We start from the raw sequence: 15,797 nt of genomic DNA on the forward strand, positions 1-15,797 counted from the left end.
CCATGAGCTACAACGTCTCGCCCGTTGGTTTCGTGCGCTCCTGTTTCAAGGAGAAGTTCGCTATCCCGCGCCAACCGCAACTGGCGCCCGCCGCCCGTGGTGTGCTGGAACTGGTGGCGCCGTTTGACGGCGGTGAGGCCGTGCAGGGTCTGGAGCAGGTCAGCCATGTGTGGCTGCTGTTTCTGTTCCACCAGGCCCTGGAAGACAAGCCACGCCTGAAAGTGCGCCCGCCGCGCCTGGGTGGCAATACGTCCATGGGCGTGTTTGCCACCCGTGCGACGCACCGGCCCAATGGCATCGGCCAGTCGGTGGTGAAGCTGGACAAGGTCGAGCCTGGCAAGCTGTGGATTTCCGGAATTGACCTGCTCGATGGCACGCCGGTGCTGGATATCAAGCCGTATGTGCCGTACGCCGACATCATCGATACCGCAACCAATGACATGGCCAGTGGCGCGCCCACGTTGATTCCCGTGCAGTGGCTCAAGACCGCACTGCACCAGGCACAAAGCCACGCCCAGCGGCTGGATGAGCCGTTGGTGGCGCTGATTGAGCAGTGTTTGGCGCAAGATCCACGGCCGGCGTATCAGACGCCTGGGCCTGAGCGGGAGTATGGCGCGCAGTTCTGGGATGTGGATGTGCGTTGGCACTATCCCGAGGCTGGGCTGATTTGTGTGCTGGAAGTGCTTCCAGCTCAGTAACTCGCACACACGAAAAAGCCCGCGCGGCCTGTGAAGGCTGCGCGGGCTTTTTTGCGAATGCATTCTCTGTAGGAGCGAGCTCGCTCGCGAAAAACGCAAACTCACCGAGTTAGTCCAGGACGCCAGCGTTATCGTTGACGACCTTCGCGAGCAAGCTCGCTCCTACAAGTGACCCGAGGTCACTTCTCGACGAACGCACGCTCGATCAAGTAGTCACCCGGCTCACGCATGCGCGGCGAAACTTTCAGGCCGAAGCTGTTCAGCACTTCGCTGGTCTCGTCCAACATGCTTGGGCTGCCGCACAGCATGGCGCGGTCGTCCTCGGGGTTGATCGGAGGCAGGCCGATGTCGGTGAACAGCTTGCCGCTGCGCATCAGGTCGGTCAGGCGGCCTTCATTTTCGAACGGCTCGCGGGTCACGGTTGGGTAGTAGATCAACTTGTCACGCAGGGCTTCGCCGAAGAACTCGTTCTGCGGCAGGTGCTCGGTGATGAATTCGCGGTAGGCGACTTCATTGACGTAACGCACGCCGTGGCACAGGATCACTTTTTCGAAACGCTCGTAGGTTTCCGGGTCCTGGATCACGCTCATGAACGGAGCAAGGCCAGTACCGGTGCTGAGCAGGTACAGGTGCTTGCCCGGCTTCAAATCGTCAAGCACCAGGGTGCCTGTCGGTTTTTTGCTGATGATGATCTCGTCGCCTTCCTTCAAGTGCTGCAATTGGGAAGTCAGCGGGCCATCCGGCACCTTGATGCTGAAGAACTCCAGATGCTCTTCCCAGTTCGGGCTGGCAATGGAGTAAGCGCGCATGAGCGGGCGGCCGTTGGGCTGTTGCAGGCCGATCATCACGAACTGACCGTTCTCGAAGCGCAGGCCCGGGTCACGGGTGCACTTGAAGCTGAACAGAGTGTCGTTCCAGTGATGAACACTGAGGACACGCTCGTGGTTCATGTTGCTCATGTACGGGGAACTCCTGGAAATGGGTCTGCGCTGTCTTGAGGCGCGCAATTGCACCGCATTCTAATCGCGGCGACAATATCTGTTAACTGGATTATTAAGATAAGGGTTATCGGTTATATCGATATGCGATTTACTCTCCGTCAACTGCAAGTCTTCGTCGCCGTCGCCCAGCAGGAAAGCGTTTCACGCGCTGCTGGCCTTCTGGCCTTATCTCAATCCGCCGCCAGCACCTCAATCACTGAGCTGGAGCGTCAATCCAGCTGCCAATTGTTCGACCGCGCCGGCAAGCGCCTGAGCCTCAACGCCCTCGGCCACCAACTCTTGCCTCAGGCCGTGGCGCTGCTGGACCAGGCCAAGGAGATCGAGGACCTGCTCAATGGCAAGTCCGGCTTTGGCTCCCTGGCCGTCGGCGCCACCCTGACCATTGGCAATTACCTGGCCACCCTGCTGATCGGCAGCTTCATGCAGCAGCACCCCGAGAGCCAGGTAAAACTGCATGTGCAGAACACTGCGCATATCGTGCATCAGGTCGCGCACTACGAAATTGACCTGGGTCTAATCGAAGGCGACTGCAGCCACCCGGATATCGAAGTGCAAACCTGGGTCGAGGATGAACTGGTGGTGTTTTGCGCGCCGCAACATCACTTGGCCAAGCGCGGCATGGCGACGATGGACGAGCTGACCCACGAGGCATGGATCCTGCGAGAACAAGGTTCGGGCACGCGCCTGACCTTCGATCAAGCCATGCGCCATCACCGCAGCGCGTTGAATATCCGCCTGGAGCTGGAGCACACCGAGGCGATCAAGCGGGCGGTGGAGTCAGGGTTGGGGATTGGCTGCATCTCGCGGCTGGCGCTGCGCGATGCATTTCGACGTGGCAGCCTGGTACCGGTTGAAACTCCGGACCTGGACCTGGCCCGGCAGTTTTACTTTATCTGGCATAAACAGAAGTACCAGACCTCAGCGATGCGCGAGTTCCTGGAACTGTGCCGCGCGTTTACCGCTGGGGTTCAGCGCAGCGACGAGATCGTGCTGCCCAGTATTGCCTGAGGCTTAGATCAGGATCACGGCCCACACCAGGGTGATCATGGTCAGCGCCACGAATTGCGCGGCGCTGCCCATGTCCTTGGCGTTTTTCGACAAGGGGTGACGATCCAGGGAGATCCGGTCAATCGCCGCTTCCACGGCCGAGTTGAGCAACTCGACGATCAGCGCCAGCAGGCATACCGCAATCAACAACGCGCGTTCGACCCGGCTGACGCTCAGGAAAAAGCTCAGCGGGATCAGGATGACATTCAGCAACACCAGTTGGCGAAAAGCGGCCTCACCGGTAAAAGCTGCGCGCAAGCCATCCAGGGAGTAACCCCCTGCGTTGAAGATACGTTTGATACCGGTTTGACCCTTGAAAGGCGACATAGACGTTGGCAACTGAACTGAAGGAGTGGGGAAACTAGATCACGCCAAGTCAAAAAAGCGTGAATCGGTTCCAGCTTAATGCTGCGAAATTGACTCAAGTTGTTGCAATAGCAACGCCGCCTGGGTACGGGTGCGGACGCCGAGTTTGCGAAAGATCGCCGTCACATGGGCCTTGATGGTCGCTTCCGACACATTCAGCTCATAGGCAATCTGCTTGTTCAGCAAGCCTTCGCAAACCATGGTCAACACGCGAAACTGCTGCGGCGTCAGGCTGGCCAGCCCATCACGGGCGGCCTTGGCTTCGTCGGAGACGTTGATCTCTTCAAAGGCCTGCGGCGGCCAGGACACATCGCCGTCGAGCACGGTGCGCACGGCTTTCTGGATATCTTCCATGGCGCTGGACTTGGGGATGAACCCACTGGCACCGAACTCCTTGGAGCGCACCACCACGTCGGCTTCTTCCTGGGCCGACACCATCACCACGGGGATCTGCGGGTATTGCCCGCGCAACAGCACCAATCCAGAGAAGCCATAGGCGCCGGGCATGTTCAGGTCGAGCAGCACCAGGTCCCAATCGGACTTTTCGGTGAGGCGGGTTTCCAGCTCGGCAATGCTGGCTACTTCGACCAGGCGCACATCCGGGCCAAGGCCCAGGGTCACTGCTTGATGCAGGGCGCTGCGAAACAGCGGGTGGTCATCGGCTATCAGGATTTCGTATGTGGCCATTGATTAAATGATCCTGTTTTTTATGGCAGCCCTGATGGGTTCAGGGTTCGCCAGTACACAAGGTGACGGCCAGGCAGCCATCACCACAGGGCAAGTTCGACGTAAAAAACACTAGGAACGACGTCGAAAATTCACGGTTGCGCCCTAATCGGCGCCCAGCATGCCCAGCGTAGCCTGGGGGGTCAAGCACTACGCCCATGGGCATTTTAGCGGCTTGCGGCTTTACAGTGCCATCATGCAAACGTCGCCTGGCTATGCCGCCGGTACGTAGGGCGCAAGACGAGTATGGACGACGTCCGTCGGGTCCAGCGGCAATTGGAACTTGGCCGCCAGGTAATGGGTGCTGAACACGTCAAGGTAGGCATCCAGCACTTCGCAGGCAGCACCGTCATCGGCTAATTCCAGGCACAGGGCCGCGACTTCGGCGGTGCAAAAATGGTCATCTCGCTTGGAGCGACGCAGTTTGTAGCGCGACAGTTGCTCCGGGGCCAGGCTCAACACCGGCAAGTGTTCCAGGTACGGACTTTTGCGGAACATCTTGCGCGCTTCGCTCCAGGTGCCATCGAGCAGAATAAACAGCGGACGCTTGCCCTGCTGCACCTTCACCTCGCTGACCACCCGCTCGGGCGCGACGAATTCGCCGGGAAATACGATATAGGGCTGCCACTGCGGGTCGGCCAGCAACGTCAGCAACTGGGGGTCGACCTCGGTACGCGACCAGGCGAACGCCGTGGTGTCATCGATCACGTCGGCGATCAACCAACCGGTATTGCTGGGCTTCATGGGTTCGACATCGTGCATCAACAGGCACATGGCAGACCTTGCCGCGACGTTGGGCCGCCAGGCGCAAAGGCAATACTCGGGGATTACCCGGCAGCCGGGACAACGCTCTGCACGGGAACCCCGATTGAGGAACGGCCTGACGGCGCGAGCCAGGCGCTGGGTACGCAGGCGGGAGACGGCGTGGCTCATCGAATGCGCCGTTGATACAGGTAGATCGACACGGTGAAAACTCGTGGAGGGCTTAAGTGGCTGCAGTTTACCAGCGATACGCCTGGCTGTAGTGGCAAGGGGTCACCTATAATTGCGCGCCACTGAACGCACAGCCCAGTGGCTGGTCTATGCACCAGTAACCGAATCAGGAGAGTTTCATGCTGCGTTCCATGCTGCGTCTTGCCGCCCCATCCATCGCCCTTGCGCTGGTACTGCCCGTTGGCGCCCAGGCGGCCTCGCTGCTGGAGGCCCAAATGAACAGGAAGCTGCAGAGCGTCGCGGCAGAGAGTAACAAAGACCTGCCCCGGGAAATCGACGAAAAAACCCTGGAAGTGGCCTACACCGTTGAAGGCATGCAACTGATCGACCACCTCAGCGTACAACCTGACCGCGCCGAGCAAATGCGTGCCAACCCCAAGGCCGTGTACTTCCAGCTGGGCCAAAGTGTGTGCTTGAACAAGGGCTACCGCGAGCTGATGGCCAAGGGCGCGGTGATGCGCTACGAAATCAGCGAGAACAAGACCAACCGCCCTGTCGCCTCCGTGAAGTTCGTAGAGGCTGACTGCCCAGCCCCGGCTGCGGCGAAGAAGAAAAAGTAAAGACGCGACCTTCGCACGCTGCCGCCCGGTAGCGTGCACTCCCCGCTACAGGTTTTTCAGGCAGCTAGACTGCCTGTCAGGCGATCAATAAGTGGTTGCCAGCCAAGGGTTTTGCGGCCCATGATCAAGCCATCCCAACCCTTCATTCCCAGCAGTTCCCCTGCTGTTCTGTAATATTTTCAGGGCAAAAGAAGGTTGCCCCCTGCGGCAAGCAGCGACACATGCAGTGTCGTCGCCTCCGGCGATTGGCTCGTCGGCCACCCGGGCCCTGTAAGAAGGAGAAGTTGAATGCCTTACGAACCGAATGACCGCCTGCTCCAACATTTTGAAGAAAACGGGGCCGACCTCACGCAGCAGGTCGAAGCACAACTCCAGCTGATCGCCCCCAACAGCCCGAATATTCCCCTGTATCGCGACATGATCCTCACCGTCCTGCGCATGGCTCAGGACGACCGCAATCGCTGGAACGCCAAGATCACCTTGCAAGCCATCCGCGAGCTGGACAACGCCTTCCGCGTGCTGGAGCAATTCAAGGGCCGCCGCAAGGTCACGGTATTTGGCTCGGCGCGCACGCCGGTTGAAAGCCCGTTGTATGCGTTGGCCCGGGAAGTCGGCGCATTGCTCGCCCAATCCGACCTGATGGTGATTACCGGCGGCGGAGGCGGCATCATGGCCGCCGCACACGAAGGCGCCGGCCTGGAACACAGCCTGGGGTTCAACATTACCCTGCCGTTTGAACAGCACGCCAACCCGACCATCGATGGCACCGACAATCTGCTGTCCTTTCACTTCTTCTTTACCCGCAAGCTGTTCTTCGTCAAAGAGGCCGACGCGCTGGTGCTGTGCCCCGGCGGTTTTGGCACACTGGATGAGGCGCTGGAGGTGCTGACGCTGATCCAGACCGGCAAAAGTCCGCTGGTCCCCGTGGTGTTGCTGGACGCACCAGGCGGCGGTTTCTGGCAAGGCGCGCTGGACTTTATCCGCAGTCAACTGGAAGCCAACCGCTATATCCTGCCCACCGACCTCAAGCTGGTGCGGCTGGTGCACAGCGCTGAAGAGGCGGTGGATGAGATCAACCGGTTTTATGCCAACTTCCATTCCACCCGCTGGTTGAAACGCGAATTTGTGGTGCGCATGCATCACCCGCTCAGTGATGGGGCGCTAGCCCACTTGCAGAGCGAGTTTGCCAGCCTGCGGCTGAGCGGGGAGTTTCAGCAACTTGCCTATACGGGCGAGGAGCATGATGAGCCGAGGTTCAGCCATTTGACACGCCTGGTGTTCAACTTCAATGGGCGCGATCAGGGCCGGTTGCGGGAGTTGGTGGACTACATCAACTTGCCGGAGAACTGGGCACAGGCTCAAGGGAAGGCGCAGCACCGCGTGGCGCCAGAGCCGGCTTGATTTTTTAAGCGCAAAAAAATAGGCCCACTATTTACATAGTGGGCCTATTTTGTGGGGCTTAGGTGAAGTCGTTGGGGCGGCTGTGCTGACTAACGCGGTGCAAGCCTTTTCACCCCCAACGGCTCAGTCATCCATGTCCCGGCCGCTCAGTAAGCGGCTGATCATCTCCATCGAAAATCCGCGGTAGCTCAGGAAGCGCCCCTGTTTCGCCCGCTCTTTGGCATCAATAGGTAGATGGCCAGAGAACTTGCGACGCCAGGTATCTTCCAACTGAGACTGCCAACTGATCCCGCACTCGCGCAGGGCGAGGTCGATATCCGTGCGTTGCAGGCCGCGCTGGCTCAGCTCTTCGCGAATCCGCGCCGGGCCGTAGCCCGAGCGGGCTCGATAGGACACAAAGCTTTCAAGGTATCGGGATTCCGACAGCAAACCCTCTTCCGTCAAACGGTCGAGGGCGGCTTCGATCATTTCGGGTTCTGCGCCGCGCTGACGCAGTTTACGCGTCAGCTCGACTCGACCATGCTCGCGGCGAGCGAGCAGGTCCATTGCAGTGCGCCGAACGGCGACGGGTGTGTCCAGTACAACTGTCATCGTTGAGATCAGATGTCAGTGTCGGCTTCTTCGACTTCTTCAACCGGCTCGCGGTTGGCAGCAGCTTTCACGTCCGGTGCTGCGGTCAGCAGCTTGTCGCGGATCTGCTTCTCAAGCGTGGCGGCGATATCCGGGTTTTCTGCCAGGAACTTGGCCGAGTTGGCCTTGCCCTGACCGATCTTGCTGCCGTTGTAGGCATACCAGGCACCGGATTTCTCGACGAAACCATGCAGCACACCCAGGTCGATCATCTCGCCGTTCAGGTAGATACCCTTGCCGTAGAGAATCTGGAACTCGGCCTGACGGAAAGGCGGGGCCACTTTGTTCTTCACGACTTTAACGCGGGTTTCGCTACCGACAACCTCGTCACCTTCCTTCACCGCGCCAGTACGGCGGATATCCAGACGGACCGAAGCGTAGAACTTCAAAGCGTTACCACCGGTGGTGGTTTCCGGGCTGCCAAACATCACGCCGATCTTCATACGGATCTGGTTGATGAAGATCACCAGGCAGTTGGCGTTCTTGATGTTACCGGTGATTTTACGCAGCGCCTGGGACATCAGGCGGGCTTGCAGGCCTACGTGCATGTCACCCATTTCGCCTTCGATCTCAGCCTTGGGTACCAGGGCTGCCACGGAGTCGACCACGATCACGTCGATGGCGTTGGAACGCACCAGCATGTCGGTGATTTCCAGGGCTTGCTCACCGGTGTCCGGTTGAGATACCAGCAGGTCGTCAACGTTGACGCCCAGCTTGCCAGCGTATTCAGGGTCCAGGGCGTGCTCGGCGTCGACGAACGCACAGGTGGCGCCCATTTTTTGCGCCTGGGCGATCACCGACAGGGTCAGGGTGGTTTTACCGGAAGATTCAGGACCGTAGATTTCAACGATACGGCCTTTTGGCAGGCCGCCAATGCCGAGCGCGATGTCCAGACCCAGAGAGCCAGTGGAAATAGCCGGGATCGCCTGACGGTCGTGATCGCCCATACGCATTACGGCACCCTTGCCGAATTGACGTTCGATCTGACCCAGGGCCGCAGCCAAGGCTTTCTTCTTGTTGTCGTCCATTAAAGTCCTCACGTAATCAATAAGGCCTGACGGCCAACACCTGTATAAGTAGACAGTATTGTTCCACAAAGATCCGAAATCGCCTACCCCTGATTTTCTATTTCTACTGCAGCTCGTCGCAACAAGCCCTCTAGGGCGGCCTTTACCGTTTGTCGGCGGACCTCGTCGCGGTTGCCGGAGAAGTGCTGGAGCTCGGCCGTCACCTCCTCGCCCACACCAAAGGCCAGCCAAACAGTGCCCACCGGCTTGTCCGGCGAGCCCCCATCCGGGCCGGCCACGCCGCTGACTGCCACGGCAAACCTGGACAGGCTTTTCTCCTGGGCGCCACGGACCATCGCCTCCACCACTTCCTGGCTGACGGCCCCGACCTTCGGAAACAACGTTTCTGGCACATTCAATTGCCGGGTCTTCTGCCGGTTGGAATAGGTGACATAACCCGCCTCGAACCAGGCCGAGCTTCCCGGGATCCGCGTGATGGCTTCGGCGATGCCGCCGCCGGTGCAGGACTCGGCCGTGGTGACATGGGCATTGAGCACCTGGAGGCGGCGCCCCAATTCGGCAGCCAGTTGAGTGATTTCCTTCACGGTCGTCTCCAGAAATAGGCGGGGGATTTGCCTACCCTACAGGAGCGAATCGGACAAGCAAGCGACAGACCGGATCAAGATGCTAACGGGCGACGGCACGCACATAAGCCTGGCAGGCACGCAGGGCAATCACGGCATTATCCCCGTCATCGGTGATGCCGATAATTCGTTGAGCATGCGCCGGGTCAAGTCGGGCTCGTGCGCCTGCATGAACCACGCCGCCGGCGCTGGAGGGGGCTGGCACCGAGCCGCCGCTGGAGGCGTCGAGAAGGACTGACAACCGCACATCAGCAGTGGCCAGACGGTCGCGCAGAGCAGCTTGTTGACGCTGGGCATCGCTCAACTCCCGTGCATGTTGTTGGTCGCTGGCGCTGAGTTGTTGCTCCAGAGCCAGCCGTTTTTGGTGCTCGGCCTGTTGTAGGTGCAACGCAGCCTGCGCCTGTACCGCCGACAAACCCTCGATCTGCGCCCCATACCGCCAAGCCTGCACCTGCCAGGTCAGCGCCACCGAGAGGCCAATACCGATCAGTTGCCAGGCGCCTAGGCAACGCATAACACCGCCTTCGCCCGCGCCCACAGCTGCAAACGGTCTTCCAGGCCATTGAGCCCGCCATTGATACGCCGGGTAATGGTGGTGAACTGGTCCTTGTCGGCCAGATCGTTGAGGCCGTTGCTCTGCCAGAACCAAGCCGCGGACTCGCAAGCCCATTGGGTTTGCTCCAACAACTGCGGTTGCTGCAACAGTCGCTCATCGCCGAACAACGCCCGACTGCACGCCAGGTAATTACGCCGCCCGGTAACCTGGATCAGCCCCCTGCCCCGGTACACCTGACCGTCGCCGTCCGCCTCGGGCGTATTGCCCAGGCGTACGGCCATTGCGCCGGTATCGTATCGGCTCAGGTATTGATCGCTGCCCAATTCACGCACATAACGCAATTGGCCGGACTCATGGGCGACTTGCGCGAGGAAGGCCGCACTACGCCGGGCGGTGTTGATGTCGTAGTGAGCAAGCGCCGCATTCAACGCAGCCAAAAAAATGCCCGCTCTCAGGCGGGCTTCAGGCATGATTTGAATCAATTGAGGCCGTGTTATCACCATCGGTTTCACCTTGAAAACGCGCTATATCGACAACCCACCGGCTGTGATCGTACTGCGATAGCCCGTCGCCGGGTCCCCCACATTGACCACCTTGGTGATCGACCATCGCCCCTGCATATAAGAAGGCCAGGACTCGTCCAGGGACAACAGCCCTTCGGCGGCAAGCAACGGGTTGCCAGGACAATCAATATTCAACTCCAGCCCCTCACGCCCGACACGGCGCAACTCGCCTTCGGCCACGGCCCGGGCTTCCGCCTCGTTCTGGCATCGCTGGCGCAAGGTCTTGAACGGTGCTACCCCGATCTGGACGACGTGCTGCTTGCCTGCGGCGCTATCCCACCAGGTGACACGGCTGCCCATGTACTTCGAGCGCGTTTTTTCATTGAGCGTGGCGGTGATAAAGGACTGGTCGCCAGGGCGGTTGTCCTGGGTCACGGATAACGTCACCTGCGGCAGTTGCTGCAGGGAAATCGATTTGACCTGCCCGGCCTCTGCCAGCACATACAGCTCGTTGAACGGCTTGGTGACCGCACTGTAGCGCCTGGCCAGCCGGGTGATGAAGGCCATGTCGCTTTCATTGGACTGGTCGATATGCGCAATCGCGATCCCCTCCAGTGACGCGGCCACCCGTGGTGAAAAACCGTGCTTCACAACCAGCTGGCGGAACAGCGCCCCCAGGGTGGTTGGCCCATAACTGGCGGACCGCCGTTGGCGGTAGCCGCTTGGATCCTCCAGGCTGAACGGCGCCGCCGTGGCAACGATCATCAGGCGCATGGGAAACAGCACGGGGGTACGCTGGGTGATGACGAACTGCCCCTTCTCCACCAGCCCCGATTCCTTGTAACCGACGCGCAGACCGATCTTGCCACTCATGCTCGGCAGGCCGTCGAGCCCTTCGATATTGAGCGTCAACTCCAACCGATCAGACTCCATACCCGTGGCGTCGGTGTGTTTCCATTGCATGATGCGTTGATTGAGCAAGGTCGCGTTAGCGCCGTAGAACTCAATGATTGGTGTAAATCCCTGTGCCATGCAGCCTCCTCAATCCCACGCCAACACGGGGCGCGCCACTGTCGGGCGGGTGTCCAGTTCCGGCACGATCACCCACACACCGGCCGGCAGCACCGGGCCATATTCGGCAAGTCCGGGGTTCAGCCGCCAGAGGCTTTCTTCTGCCATGTCATCGCAACGGCCCAGCTCGCGATAGAGCAACAGGTTGACCGAGTCACCGGCAATACTTCGCACTCTACGCATTGGTGAATTCCTCCAACTCCAGGGTCCAGCCGATGACCATGGCGGTGCCGTCATCGATGATGCAGCTCTGCTTTTCGGCCACCGTATTGATCCGCCACAGGCCCCAGTTGCGGCCGATACCATCCATTAGCGGCAACGGGGTACGCAGGTTCTGCAAGGCACGCAGCTCATCAAGCCGCTGCATGCCCTCGGCGTACATGGCCGTGCCACCGAAGGTGAGCTTTTCCAGCTTCTGCCCGCTCTGCCGTGACTGAGGCTTGCTGGCAATCATCGCCAGGTCACTCCAACCGCCATCGTTGTTACGGGTCAGGGTGGAATACGCAAAGCTGCGGGACAAACCGAAAATAAAGTCGCCCAATACCATCTGCTGCTGCATCAATCACCTCCTGGATCGGCCAGTGCCGCGTTGCGCCGGATCCCTAGCGTGTCTGTGACCATCGGCATGCATTGCAATTGCAGGGCCTGGATCACCTGGTTGACCACCTGTTGGGCATCGGCGGGGTTCACCCCGGTGATCTGGATGCTCGGCGCAATCGACACCTGTACGTTATCGGTTCGGGCACTGTTGAGTTCCTTGCTCATCGCATCGGGCGACGTCAGGCGATCATTGGCGCCAAAGAGCTTGTCACCGAGCCAGCTACCGACTTCGCTGCCCAGCAGCCCGCCGATTGCACCTCCGACCGCGGTGCCCACGCCCGGCAACACCAGGGTGCCGATAGCCGCACCGGCGGAGGCACCCGCCCAGGCACCGCCAGCAGTACTGAGGCCCACGCCGATGGCATCGGGGTCGCCGGTGCGTACACCTTGGATGACGGTGAGGGCGGCTTCGGCGGTTCTGATTGGCGTAAATCGCCGAGCGCCAAGGGATTCAACGCTGGGCAGAAGACTGGGCGACGGGGCCGGGTTTCTTACTGCGGCAAAGGACTGAAAACCCTGGGTGGGCGCTCCCGGCCTTGCCAGCGCGGGTATCGCGCTCCAGGCCTTGCCGAGTTTTTCGAAGAGGCTATCGAGCAACGTGCCCCGCCCTGCGATTTTTTTGCGTCCTTTGATCGCCTTCCCAGCCGAATCGATAGCACGATCCAGTAGTTTATCCAGCACCTTGTCCTTGATCGCGTCCCACAACGTTCCCACACCTGCCCCAACCACACCCCCAACGCTCGCCCAAAAGCCGGTGGGTTGCTCCTCGCTCTTGTCCTCATTTTTCAACGCACCCGGCGCGATATCAGCCTCCCTGGGCGCTAACGAATTGCCGTTGATGAACAACGTGCTGGTCAAGGTTTCTACGCTTTCGCGCAAGCGCACCTGTTCGAGTGTCAGGCTGTCCAGGCTCAGGCTTGCACTGGCCAAGGCCAGGTTGAATCCCGTCAGCTGCCATTGCCCGGCATCGAACAGCGCCGGCGCACTCAAGCGCTGAAGTACCGTGGATGCGCCCGTCAAGACGCTGCCATCAGGAACCTCTGCGATAGAGGCTTGCGAATCGTTTGTCTGCATACCGCTCTACTCCTGTTTTACGCCAAGGCGAGTGATCGCAATGTCGTAGCGGCGCAATGCTTTTGCGGTGTCCCACGCCAGGATCTCCGCTTCAGTCACCGAATAAACCAGCGGCACTACATCGAGGATTACGTCGATGTCGCGTTGCGAAAGAAGGCCGCTGGTTGATTTAAAAAATCGTCAATGCGCGCCTGCAATTCGGTCCAGTCGGGCACGGTCAGGCCGGCAAGGTCGGGGATCATCAGGCCGGCGCAATGGGCGGTGATGAATTCGGCGCGCTCCTTGGCAGTGGCGAGTTTTTTCATCACTTTGGTGGCGCGTAGGGCGGGCATTTCCAGGGAGAGGGTGGTGAGGGTGCGACCGGCGGTATCGAACGGCAGTAGCAGTTGAACGGGTTGCTCGTGGCTCGATGGCGCTAGCTCGCCGAGGAAGAACGACGTAGGGCGCGTCGACATTTCATGCACGTATTGCGCAATGGTGACGTAGTCCGGGCGCATGAGTTGATCGAGCTCTTTTTCCGACAGGCCGGTGGCAAGTTTCGCCAGTTCGAAGAACTGGTCGTCCTCGTCGTCACCGGCCTGGGCCAGCGCAGCTTTTTGCGCGGCGTAGTACAGCGGCTTGAGTTGCACCTGCTCGATCGTCGCCCCAGTGTCAGCGGTAATCGTCGAGAGCAGGCGGTGCAGCGGTGGCATCCAGGCCATGGTGCAATTCCTTTTGCAGGTAAAGGGGCGAGCGGGCCCGCCCCAGGGAATCAAGGCATCAGTACGGCGCGGCGTGCATCGCCAAGGATGTCGACGCCGTTGAGCACGAACTTCTGGGTACGTACGTCGATGTCGATCACCGTGATGCCGTTTTCCAGGCGGTTGTAAGTACGGCAGGCCAGTTCCAGCGTGGTGGTGGCTTTATCGCCCATCTTCAGCTTGGCCTCCTCCAGGGATTTGAGCTTGCCGCCGACGGTGTGGTACGTGAAGTACGTCTTGCCTTCCTGGTCCTGGCCCGCCTCACGCACGTTCAGCAGGATGTCATCCCCCAGGCGTACGCCCAGGGCCAGCATGATTTCCGGCCCGGCACCTTGCAGGATCAACTTGGCGCCCAGCACCTTGCCGCTCTTGGCCATTTCTTCGGCAATGAATCGCCCGCCGGACATGGCTTCCATGTCGAACTCGATCTTCGGCGGGGTGAACTCCTCCACCGTCGCGGACAACGGCAGGCCTTGCAGGGTGGCCGCAATGGCCTGTCTGACTCGGTTGGTAAACATTAGAGAACGTCCTCCAGGAACTGCTCGATGATTTCATCGCGGGCATTGAGTTGATAAATCATGTGTTCGTTTGGCGCGTAGCGGCCGTAGTCAATAACGATGTACCAGGTGCCGTTCTTGTACTTCTCGACACTGTTCAACTCCGGGTGCAAGTACACGCTGGCGCCGGGGATGGTTTCGTCAGCCACCAGAGTTTGCAGCCAGTCGTTGATGCGCTTGACCTCCTGGTCCATGAACGACTTGGTGAGGTTCTTGGCCATGGCCTTCTGACCGGCCTTCACCAGCTTGCGGCTGATGGCGTCTTCCAGGCCGACGTAGCTGATGAACTTACCGGTGATGGAGCGGTTACCCAGCAACGAGAAACCGCCGAGGATGGTGCGGGCGTAATAGCTCACGCCGTAACGGTTGAGCAGGTCGCCTTCGGTGGAGGTGTCGAGGATGTTGTACTCGACCACGCGGGAAACGTCCTCGGCGAACGTCACCTGATTACCCGGACTTTCCCATTGCTTGACCTTGGCCAACGCTGCGATGGCCAGGGAGGATGGCGACAGGAACACATTCTTCTTGGCCGCCTTGGAGTACACCGACGGCATGTTGTGGACCAGCAGGCAGCGGTCGAACCCCAGGTCAGCACCGCCCAGTTCGCCGCTGTAGGTCACCTGGTCTGCGACGCTTGCGTCTTTGCCATCGAGCACCACACGGGCCTTGATGCGCTTGCCGAACGAGGCGAACTCACCCGCCACCGCCTTGACGCCGGTGAAGCCTGGAGCACCGATGATAGTCAGGTCTTCCGGCACGCTGGCCAGCGCGGCCAGGCCCAGTTTGCGACCGGTGATGGGTTCGCCGCCGCCGATCACATTGTTTTGCGTATCAGCCGGTGTGGCGCCCTCCTCCACGATCACCACGTAAACTGGCACCTTCACCACCTTGAGGATCTGGTACACCGCGTGGAACAACGTCCCGGTTTCCGCGCCGGTAGGGTCCAACAGCGCCTGGGTGGTGAAACTGTTGATGCGAAACGGCGCGTTTTTGGGGATCGATGCATGGGCGTTCGGCGCAGTGCCGACCAGCCCGATCACGTTATCGCCCAGGCCACCCATGGCCTCGGGGGATTCGGTGGCATTGACGGTGATGCCGTTGTGCTCGAAGTTCAAAACCTCAGCCATGGTTAGTCAGCCTTCTTAGTGGTGGCCTTTTTGGCCGGGGTGGCGTTGAGGACGCTGGTCAATTCCAGGCGTCCGGCGGTGCGCAGGGCAGATGCTTCGACGTCCAACAGGTCCAGTTCCTGGCCGACGACGGACCAGTGGCCGGCGTGGGTGGGGAAAGGGATTAGGACGGTGTAGGTTTGGCGGTTTGCCATAGGTGGATCTCCAGGCGAAAAAAAACCGCAGGGCGCGGTTTCAAGTGAGGCTGGCGAGACAAAACAAGCGCTGCGGTTCAACGACGTCCGTTCGTCTGCGAAGAATTTCTATAAGTACATTTCATCCTATTGCGCGGTTTTAAAACCCCAACGCCCACCAGTGGTAACCGCTAGTTCCCATGCCAGTACCGTAGCCGTTCAATCGAAACTGAGCGCTACTGACCTTTTGCACCCCCACACCTACGAAGGTGCTCGCGCCAGACTGCGCGCCATCGCCCGTCGCTGAAATGTTCAGGCACTGG

General features: G+C 60.1%; 21 protein-coding genes. 4 read left to right on the forward strand and 17 right to left on the reverse strand.

The features are described 5' to 3' along the window. Positions 1-2: 2 nt before the first annotated feature. Entirely contained in the window at positions 3-698 is a 696-nt protein-coding gene (tsaA, locus tag DYL59_RS23505; RefSeq protein WP_135291323.1) for a tRNA (N6-threonylcarbamoyladenosine(37)-N6)-methyltransferase TrmO, read from the forward strand. A 179-nt stretch (positions 699-877) separates the two neighbouring features. Here the strand turns inward: tsaA and fpr are convergent, their stop codons facing one another. Next, positions 878-1,657, reverse strand: coding sequence for a ferredoxin-NADP reductase (gene fpr / locus DYL59_RS23510; protein WP_003231344.1), 780 nt, complete (start codon positions 1,655-1,657; stop codon positions 878-880). A gap of 123 nt (positions 1,658-1,780) precedes the next feature. Here fpr and DYL59_RS23515 point away from each other — a divergent pair, with 123 nt between their 5' ends. Beyond that, entirely contained in the window at positions 1,781-2,707 is a 927-nt protein-coding gene (locus DYL59_RS23515; protein ID WP_167496710.1) for a LysR family transcriptional regulator, read from the forward strand. Between the two features lie 3 nt (positions 2,708-2,710). On the opposite strand, the gene DYL59_RS23520 is transcribed toward DYL59_RS23515, so the two are convergent. From DYL59_RS23520 to DYL59_RS23530, 3 genes are all read right to left on the reverse strand, one after another. Continuing rightward, positions 2,711-3,073, reverse strand: coding sequence for a diacylglycerol kinase (locus DYL59_RS23520; RefSeq protein WP_034096172.1), 363 nt, complete (start codon positions 3,071-3,073; stop codon positions 2,711-2,713). Positions 3,074-3,148: 75 nt separating this feature from the next. After that, positions 3,149-3,799, reverse strand: coding sequence for a response regulator transcription factor ErdR (gene erdR, locus DYL59_RS23525; RefSeq protein ID WP_135291324.1), 651 nt, complete (start codon positions 3,797-3,799; stop codon positions 3,149-3,151). A 252-nt stretch (positions 3,800-4,051) separates the two neighbouring features. Beyond that, positions 4,052-4,771, reverse strand: a complete 720-nt coding sequence (locus tag DYL59_RS23530; protein WP_135291325.1) for a tRNA-uridine aminocarboxypropyltransferase — start codon at positions 4,769-4,771, stop codon at positions 4,052-4,054. Positions 4,772-4,950: 179 nt separating this feature from the next. Here DYL59_RS23530 and DYL59_RS23535 point away from each other — a divergent pair, with 179 nt between their 5' ends. Then, a complete protein-coding gene (locus tag DYL59_RS23535) occupies positions 4,951-5,391 on the forward strand; it encodes a PA3611 family quorum-sensing-regulated virulence factor (protein ID WP_135291326.1) in 441 nt (146 codons plus the stop codon). A gap of 288 nt (positions 5,392-5,679) precedes the next feature. Continuing rightward, positions 5,680-6,792: an LOG family protein gene (locus DYL59_RS23540; protein ID WP_135291327.1), complete on the forward strand. Its 1,113-nt coding sequence runs from the start codon at positions 5,680-5,682 to the stop codon at positions 6,790-6,792. A 123-nt stretch (positions 6,793-6,915) separates the two neighbouring features. Here the strand turns inward: DYL59_RS23540 and recX are convergent, their stop codons facing one another. From recX to DYL59_RS23605, 13 genes are all read right to left on the reverse strand, one after another. Beyond that, complete coding sequence (gene recX / locus DYL59_RS23545) at positions 6,916-7,383, reverse strand: recombination regulator RecX (RefSeq protein WP_135291328.1); 468 nt, start codon at positions 7,381-7,383, stop codon at positions 6,916-6,918. Between the two features lie 8 nt (positions 7,384-7,391). Beyond that, positions 7,392-8,450, reverse strand: coding sequence for a recombinase RecA (gene recA / locus DYL59_RS23550; RefSeq protein WP_003231359.1), 1,059 nt, complete (start codon positions 8,448-8,450; stop codon positions 7,392-7,394). Positions 8,451-8,533: 83 nt separating this feature from the next. Next, positions 8,534-9,034, reverse strand: coding sequence for a CinA family protein (locus tag DYL59_RS23555; protein ID WP_135291329.1), 501 nt, complete (start codon positions 9,032-9,034; stop codon positions 8,534-8,536). An 82-nt stretch (positions 9,035-9,116) separates the two neighbouring features. Further along, a complete protein-coding gene (locus tag DYL59_RS23560; protein WP_135291330.1) occupies positions 9,117-9,587 on the reverse strand; it encodes a lysis system i-spanin subunit Rz in 471 nt (156 codons plus the stop codon). Continuing rightward, positions 9,575-10,132 (reverse strand): glycoside hydrolase family 19 protein, encoded by a 558-nt coding sequence (locus tag DYL59_RS23565; RefSeq protein ID WP_135291331.1) that lies wholly within the window; start codon positions 10,130-10,132, stop codon positions 9,575-9,577. Before DYL59_RS23565 ends, DYL59_RS23560 begins: the two co-directional genes overlap by 13 nt. Before the next feature lie 21 nt (positions 10,133-10,153). Then, positions 10,154-11,164 carry a contractile injection system protein, VgrG/Pvc8 family gene (locus tag DYL59_RS23570; RefSeq protein WP_135291332.1) on the reverse strand — a complete coding sequence of 337 codons (1,011 nt, stop codon included), beginning with the start codon at positions 11,162-11,164 and terminating at the stop codon, positions 10,154-10,156. 9 nt (positions 11,165-11,173) lie between these two features. After that, entirely contained in the window at positions 11,174-11,386 is a 213-nt protein-coding gene (locus DYL59_RS23575; RefSeq protein ID WP_135291333.1) for a tail protein X, read from the reverse strand. Continuing rightward, positions 11,379-11,762 (reverse strand): phage tail protein, encoded by a 384-nt coding sequence (locus DYL59_RS23580; RefSeq protein ID WP_135291334.1) that lies wholly within the window; start codon positions 11,760-11,762, stop codon positions 11,379-11,381. The genes DYL59_RS23575 and DYL59_RS23580 overlap by 8 nt, the downstream gene beginning before the upstream one ends. Then, entirely contained in the window at positions 11,762-12,877 is a 1,116-nt protein-coding gene (locus DYL59_RS23585; RefSeq protein ID WP_135291335.1) for a glycine zipper domain-containing protein, read from the reverse strand. Before DYL59_RS23585 ends, DYL59_RS23580 begins: the two co-directional genes overlap by 1 nt. 128 nt (positions 12,878-13,005) lie before the next feature. Beyond that, the gene (locus DYL59_RS23590) at positions 13,006-13,578 is read right to left on the reverse strand and encodes a phage tail assembly protein (RefSeq protein WP_135291336.1); all 573 of its coding nucleotides are present in this window, start codon (positions 13,576-13,578) and stop codon (positions 13,006-13,008) included. Positions 13,579-13,628: 50 nt separating this feature from the next. Further along, positions 13,629-14,135 (reverse strand): phage major tail tube protein, encoded by a 507-nt coding sequence (locus DYL59_RS23595; protein WP_135291337.1) that lies wholly within the window; start codon positions 14,133-14,135, stop codon positions 13,629-13,631. Continuing rightward, positions 14,135-15,301 (reverse strand): phage tail sheath protein, encoded by a 1,167-nt coding sequence (locus tag DYL59_RS23600; protein WP_135291338.1) that lies wholly within the window; start codon positions 15,299-15,301, stop codon positions 14,135-14,137. The genes DYL59_RS23595 and DYL59_RS23600 overlap by 1 nt, the downstream gene beginning before the upstream one ends. A gap of 2 nt (positions 15,302-15,303) precedes the next feature. Next, positions 15,304-15,495, reverse strand: coding sequence for a hypothetical protein (locus tag DYL59_RS23605; RefSeq protein WP_135291339.1), 192 nt, complete (start codon positions 15,493-15,495; stop codon positions 15,304-15,306). Positions 15,496-15,797: the final 302 nt, after the last annotated feature.

Origin of the sequence: Pseudomonas kairouanensis (assembly GCF_004682055.1) — a bacterium.
Classification (GTDB): Bacteria; Pseudomonadota; Gammaproteobacteria; order Pseudomonadales; family Pseudomonadaceae; genus Aquipseudomonas; species Aquipseudomonas kairouanensis.

Bases quoted from the DNA above. Each gene is read 5' to 3' on its own strand.
- tsaA (WP_135291323.1), top strand. From the start codon at position 3: ATGAGCTACAACGTCTCGCCCGTTGGTTTCGTGCGCTCCTGTTTCAAG.
- fpr (WP_003231344.1), bottom strand. From the start codon at position 1,657: ATGAGCAACATGAACCACGAGCGTGTCCTCAGTGTTCATCACTGGAAC.
- DYL59_RS23515 (WP_167496710.1), top strand. From the start codon at position 1,781: ATGCGATTTACTCTCCGTCAACTGCAAGTCTTCGTCGCCGTCGCCCAG.
- DYL59_RS23520 (WP_034096172.1), bottom strand. From the start codon at position 3,073: ATGTCGCCTTTCAAGGGTCAAACCGGTATCAAACGTATCTTCAACGCA.
- erdR (WP_135291324.1), bottom strand. From the start codon at position 3,799: ATGGCCACATACGAAATCCTGATAGCCGATGACCACCCGCTGTTTCGC.
- DYL59_RS23530 (WP_135291325.1), bottom strand. From the start codon at position 4,771: ATGAGCCACGCCGTCTCCCGCCTGCGTACCCAGCGCCTGGCTCGCGCC.
- DYL59_RS23535 (WP_135291326.1), top strand. From the start codon at position 4,951: ATGCTGCGTTCCATGCTGCGTCTTGCCGCCCCATCCATCGCCCTTGCG.
- DYL59_RS23540 (WP_135291327.1), top strand. From the start codon at position 5,680: ATGCCTTACGAACCGAATGACCGCCTGCTCCAACATTTTGAAGAAAAC.
- recX (WP_135291328.1), bottom strand. From the start codon at position 7,383: ATGACAGTTGTACTGGACACACCCGTCGCCGTTCGGCGCACTGCAATG.
- recA (WP_003231359.1), bottom strand. From the start codon at position 8,450: ATGGACGACAACAAGAAGAAAGCCTTGGCTGCGGCCCTGGGTCAGATC.
- DYL59_RS23560 (WP_135291330.1), bottom strand. From the start codon at position 9,587: ATGCGTTGCCTAGGCGCCTGGCAACTGATCGGTATTGGCCTCTCGGTG.
- DYL59_RS23565 (WP_135291331.1), bottom strand. From the start codon at position 10,132: ATGGTGATAACACGGCCTCAATTGATTCAAATCATGCCTGAAGCCCGC.
- DYL59_RS23570 (WP_135291332.1), bottom strand. From the start codon at position 11,164: ATGGCACAGGGATTTACACCAATCATTGAGTTCTACGGCGCTAACGCG.
- DYL59_RS23575 (WP_135291333.1), bottom strand. From the start codon at position 11,386: ATGCGTAGAGTGCGAAGTATTGCCGGTGACTCGGTCAACCTGTTGCTC.
- DYL59_RS23580 (WP_135291334.1), bottom strand. From the start codon at position 11,762: ATGCAGCAGCAGATGGTATTGGGCGACTTTATTTTCGGTTTGTCCCGC.
- DYL59_RS23585 (WP_135291335.1), bottom strand. From the start codon at position 12,877: ATGCAGACAAACGATTCGCAAGCCTCTATCGCAGAGGTTCCTGATGGC.
- DYL59_RS23590 (WP_135291336.1), bottom strand. From the start codon at position 13,578: ATGGCCTGGATGCCACCGCTGCACCGCCTGCTCTCGACGATTACCGCT.
- DYL59_RS23595 (WP_135291337.1), bottom strand. From the start codon at position 14,135: ATGTTTACCAACCGAGTCAGACAGGCCATTGCGGCCACCCTGCAAGGC.
- DYL59_RS23600 (WP_135291338.1), bottom strand. From the start codon at position 15,301: ATGGCTGAGGTTTTGAACTTCGAGCACAACGGCATCACCGTCAATGCC.
- DYL59_RS23605 (WP_135291339.1), bottom strand. From the start codon at position 15,495: ATGGCAAACCGCCAAACCTACACCGTCCTAATCCCTTTCCCCACCCAC.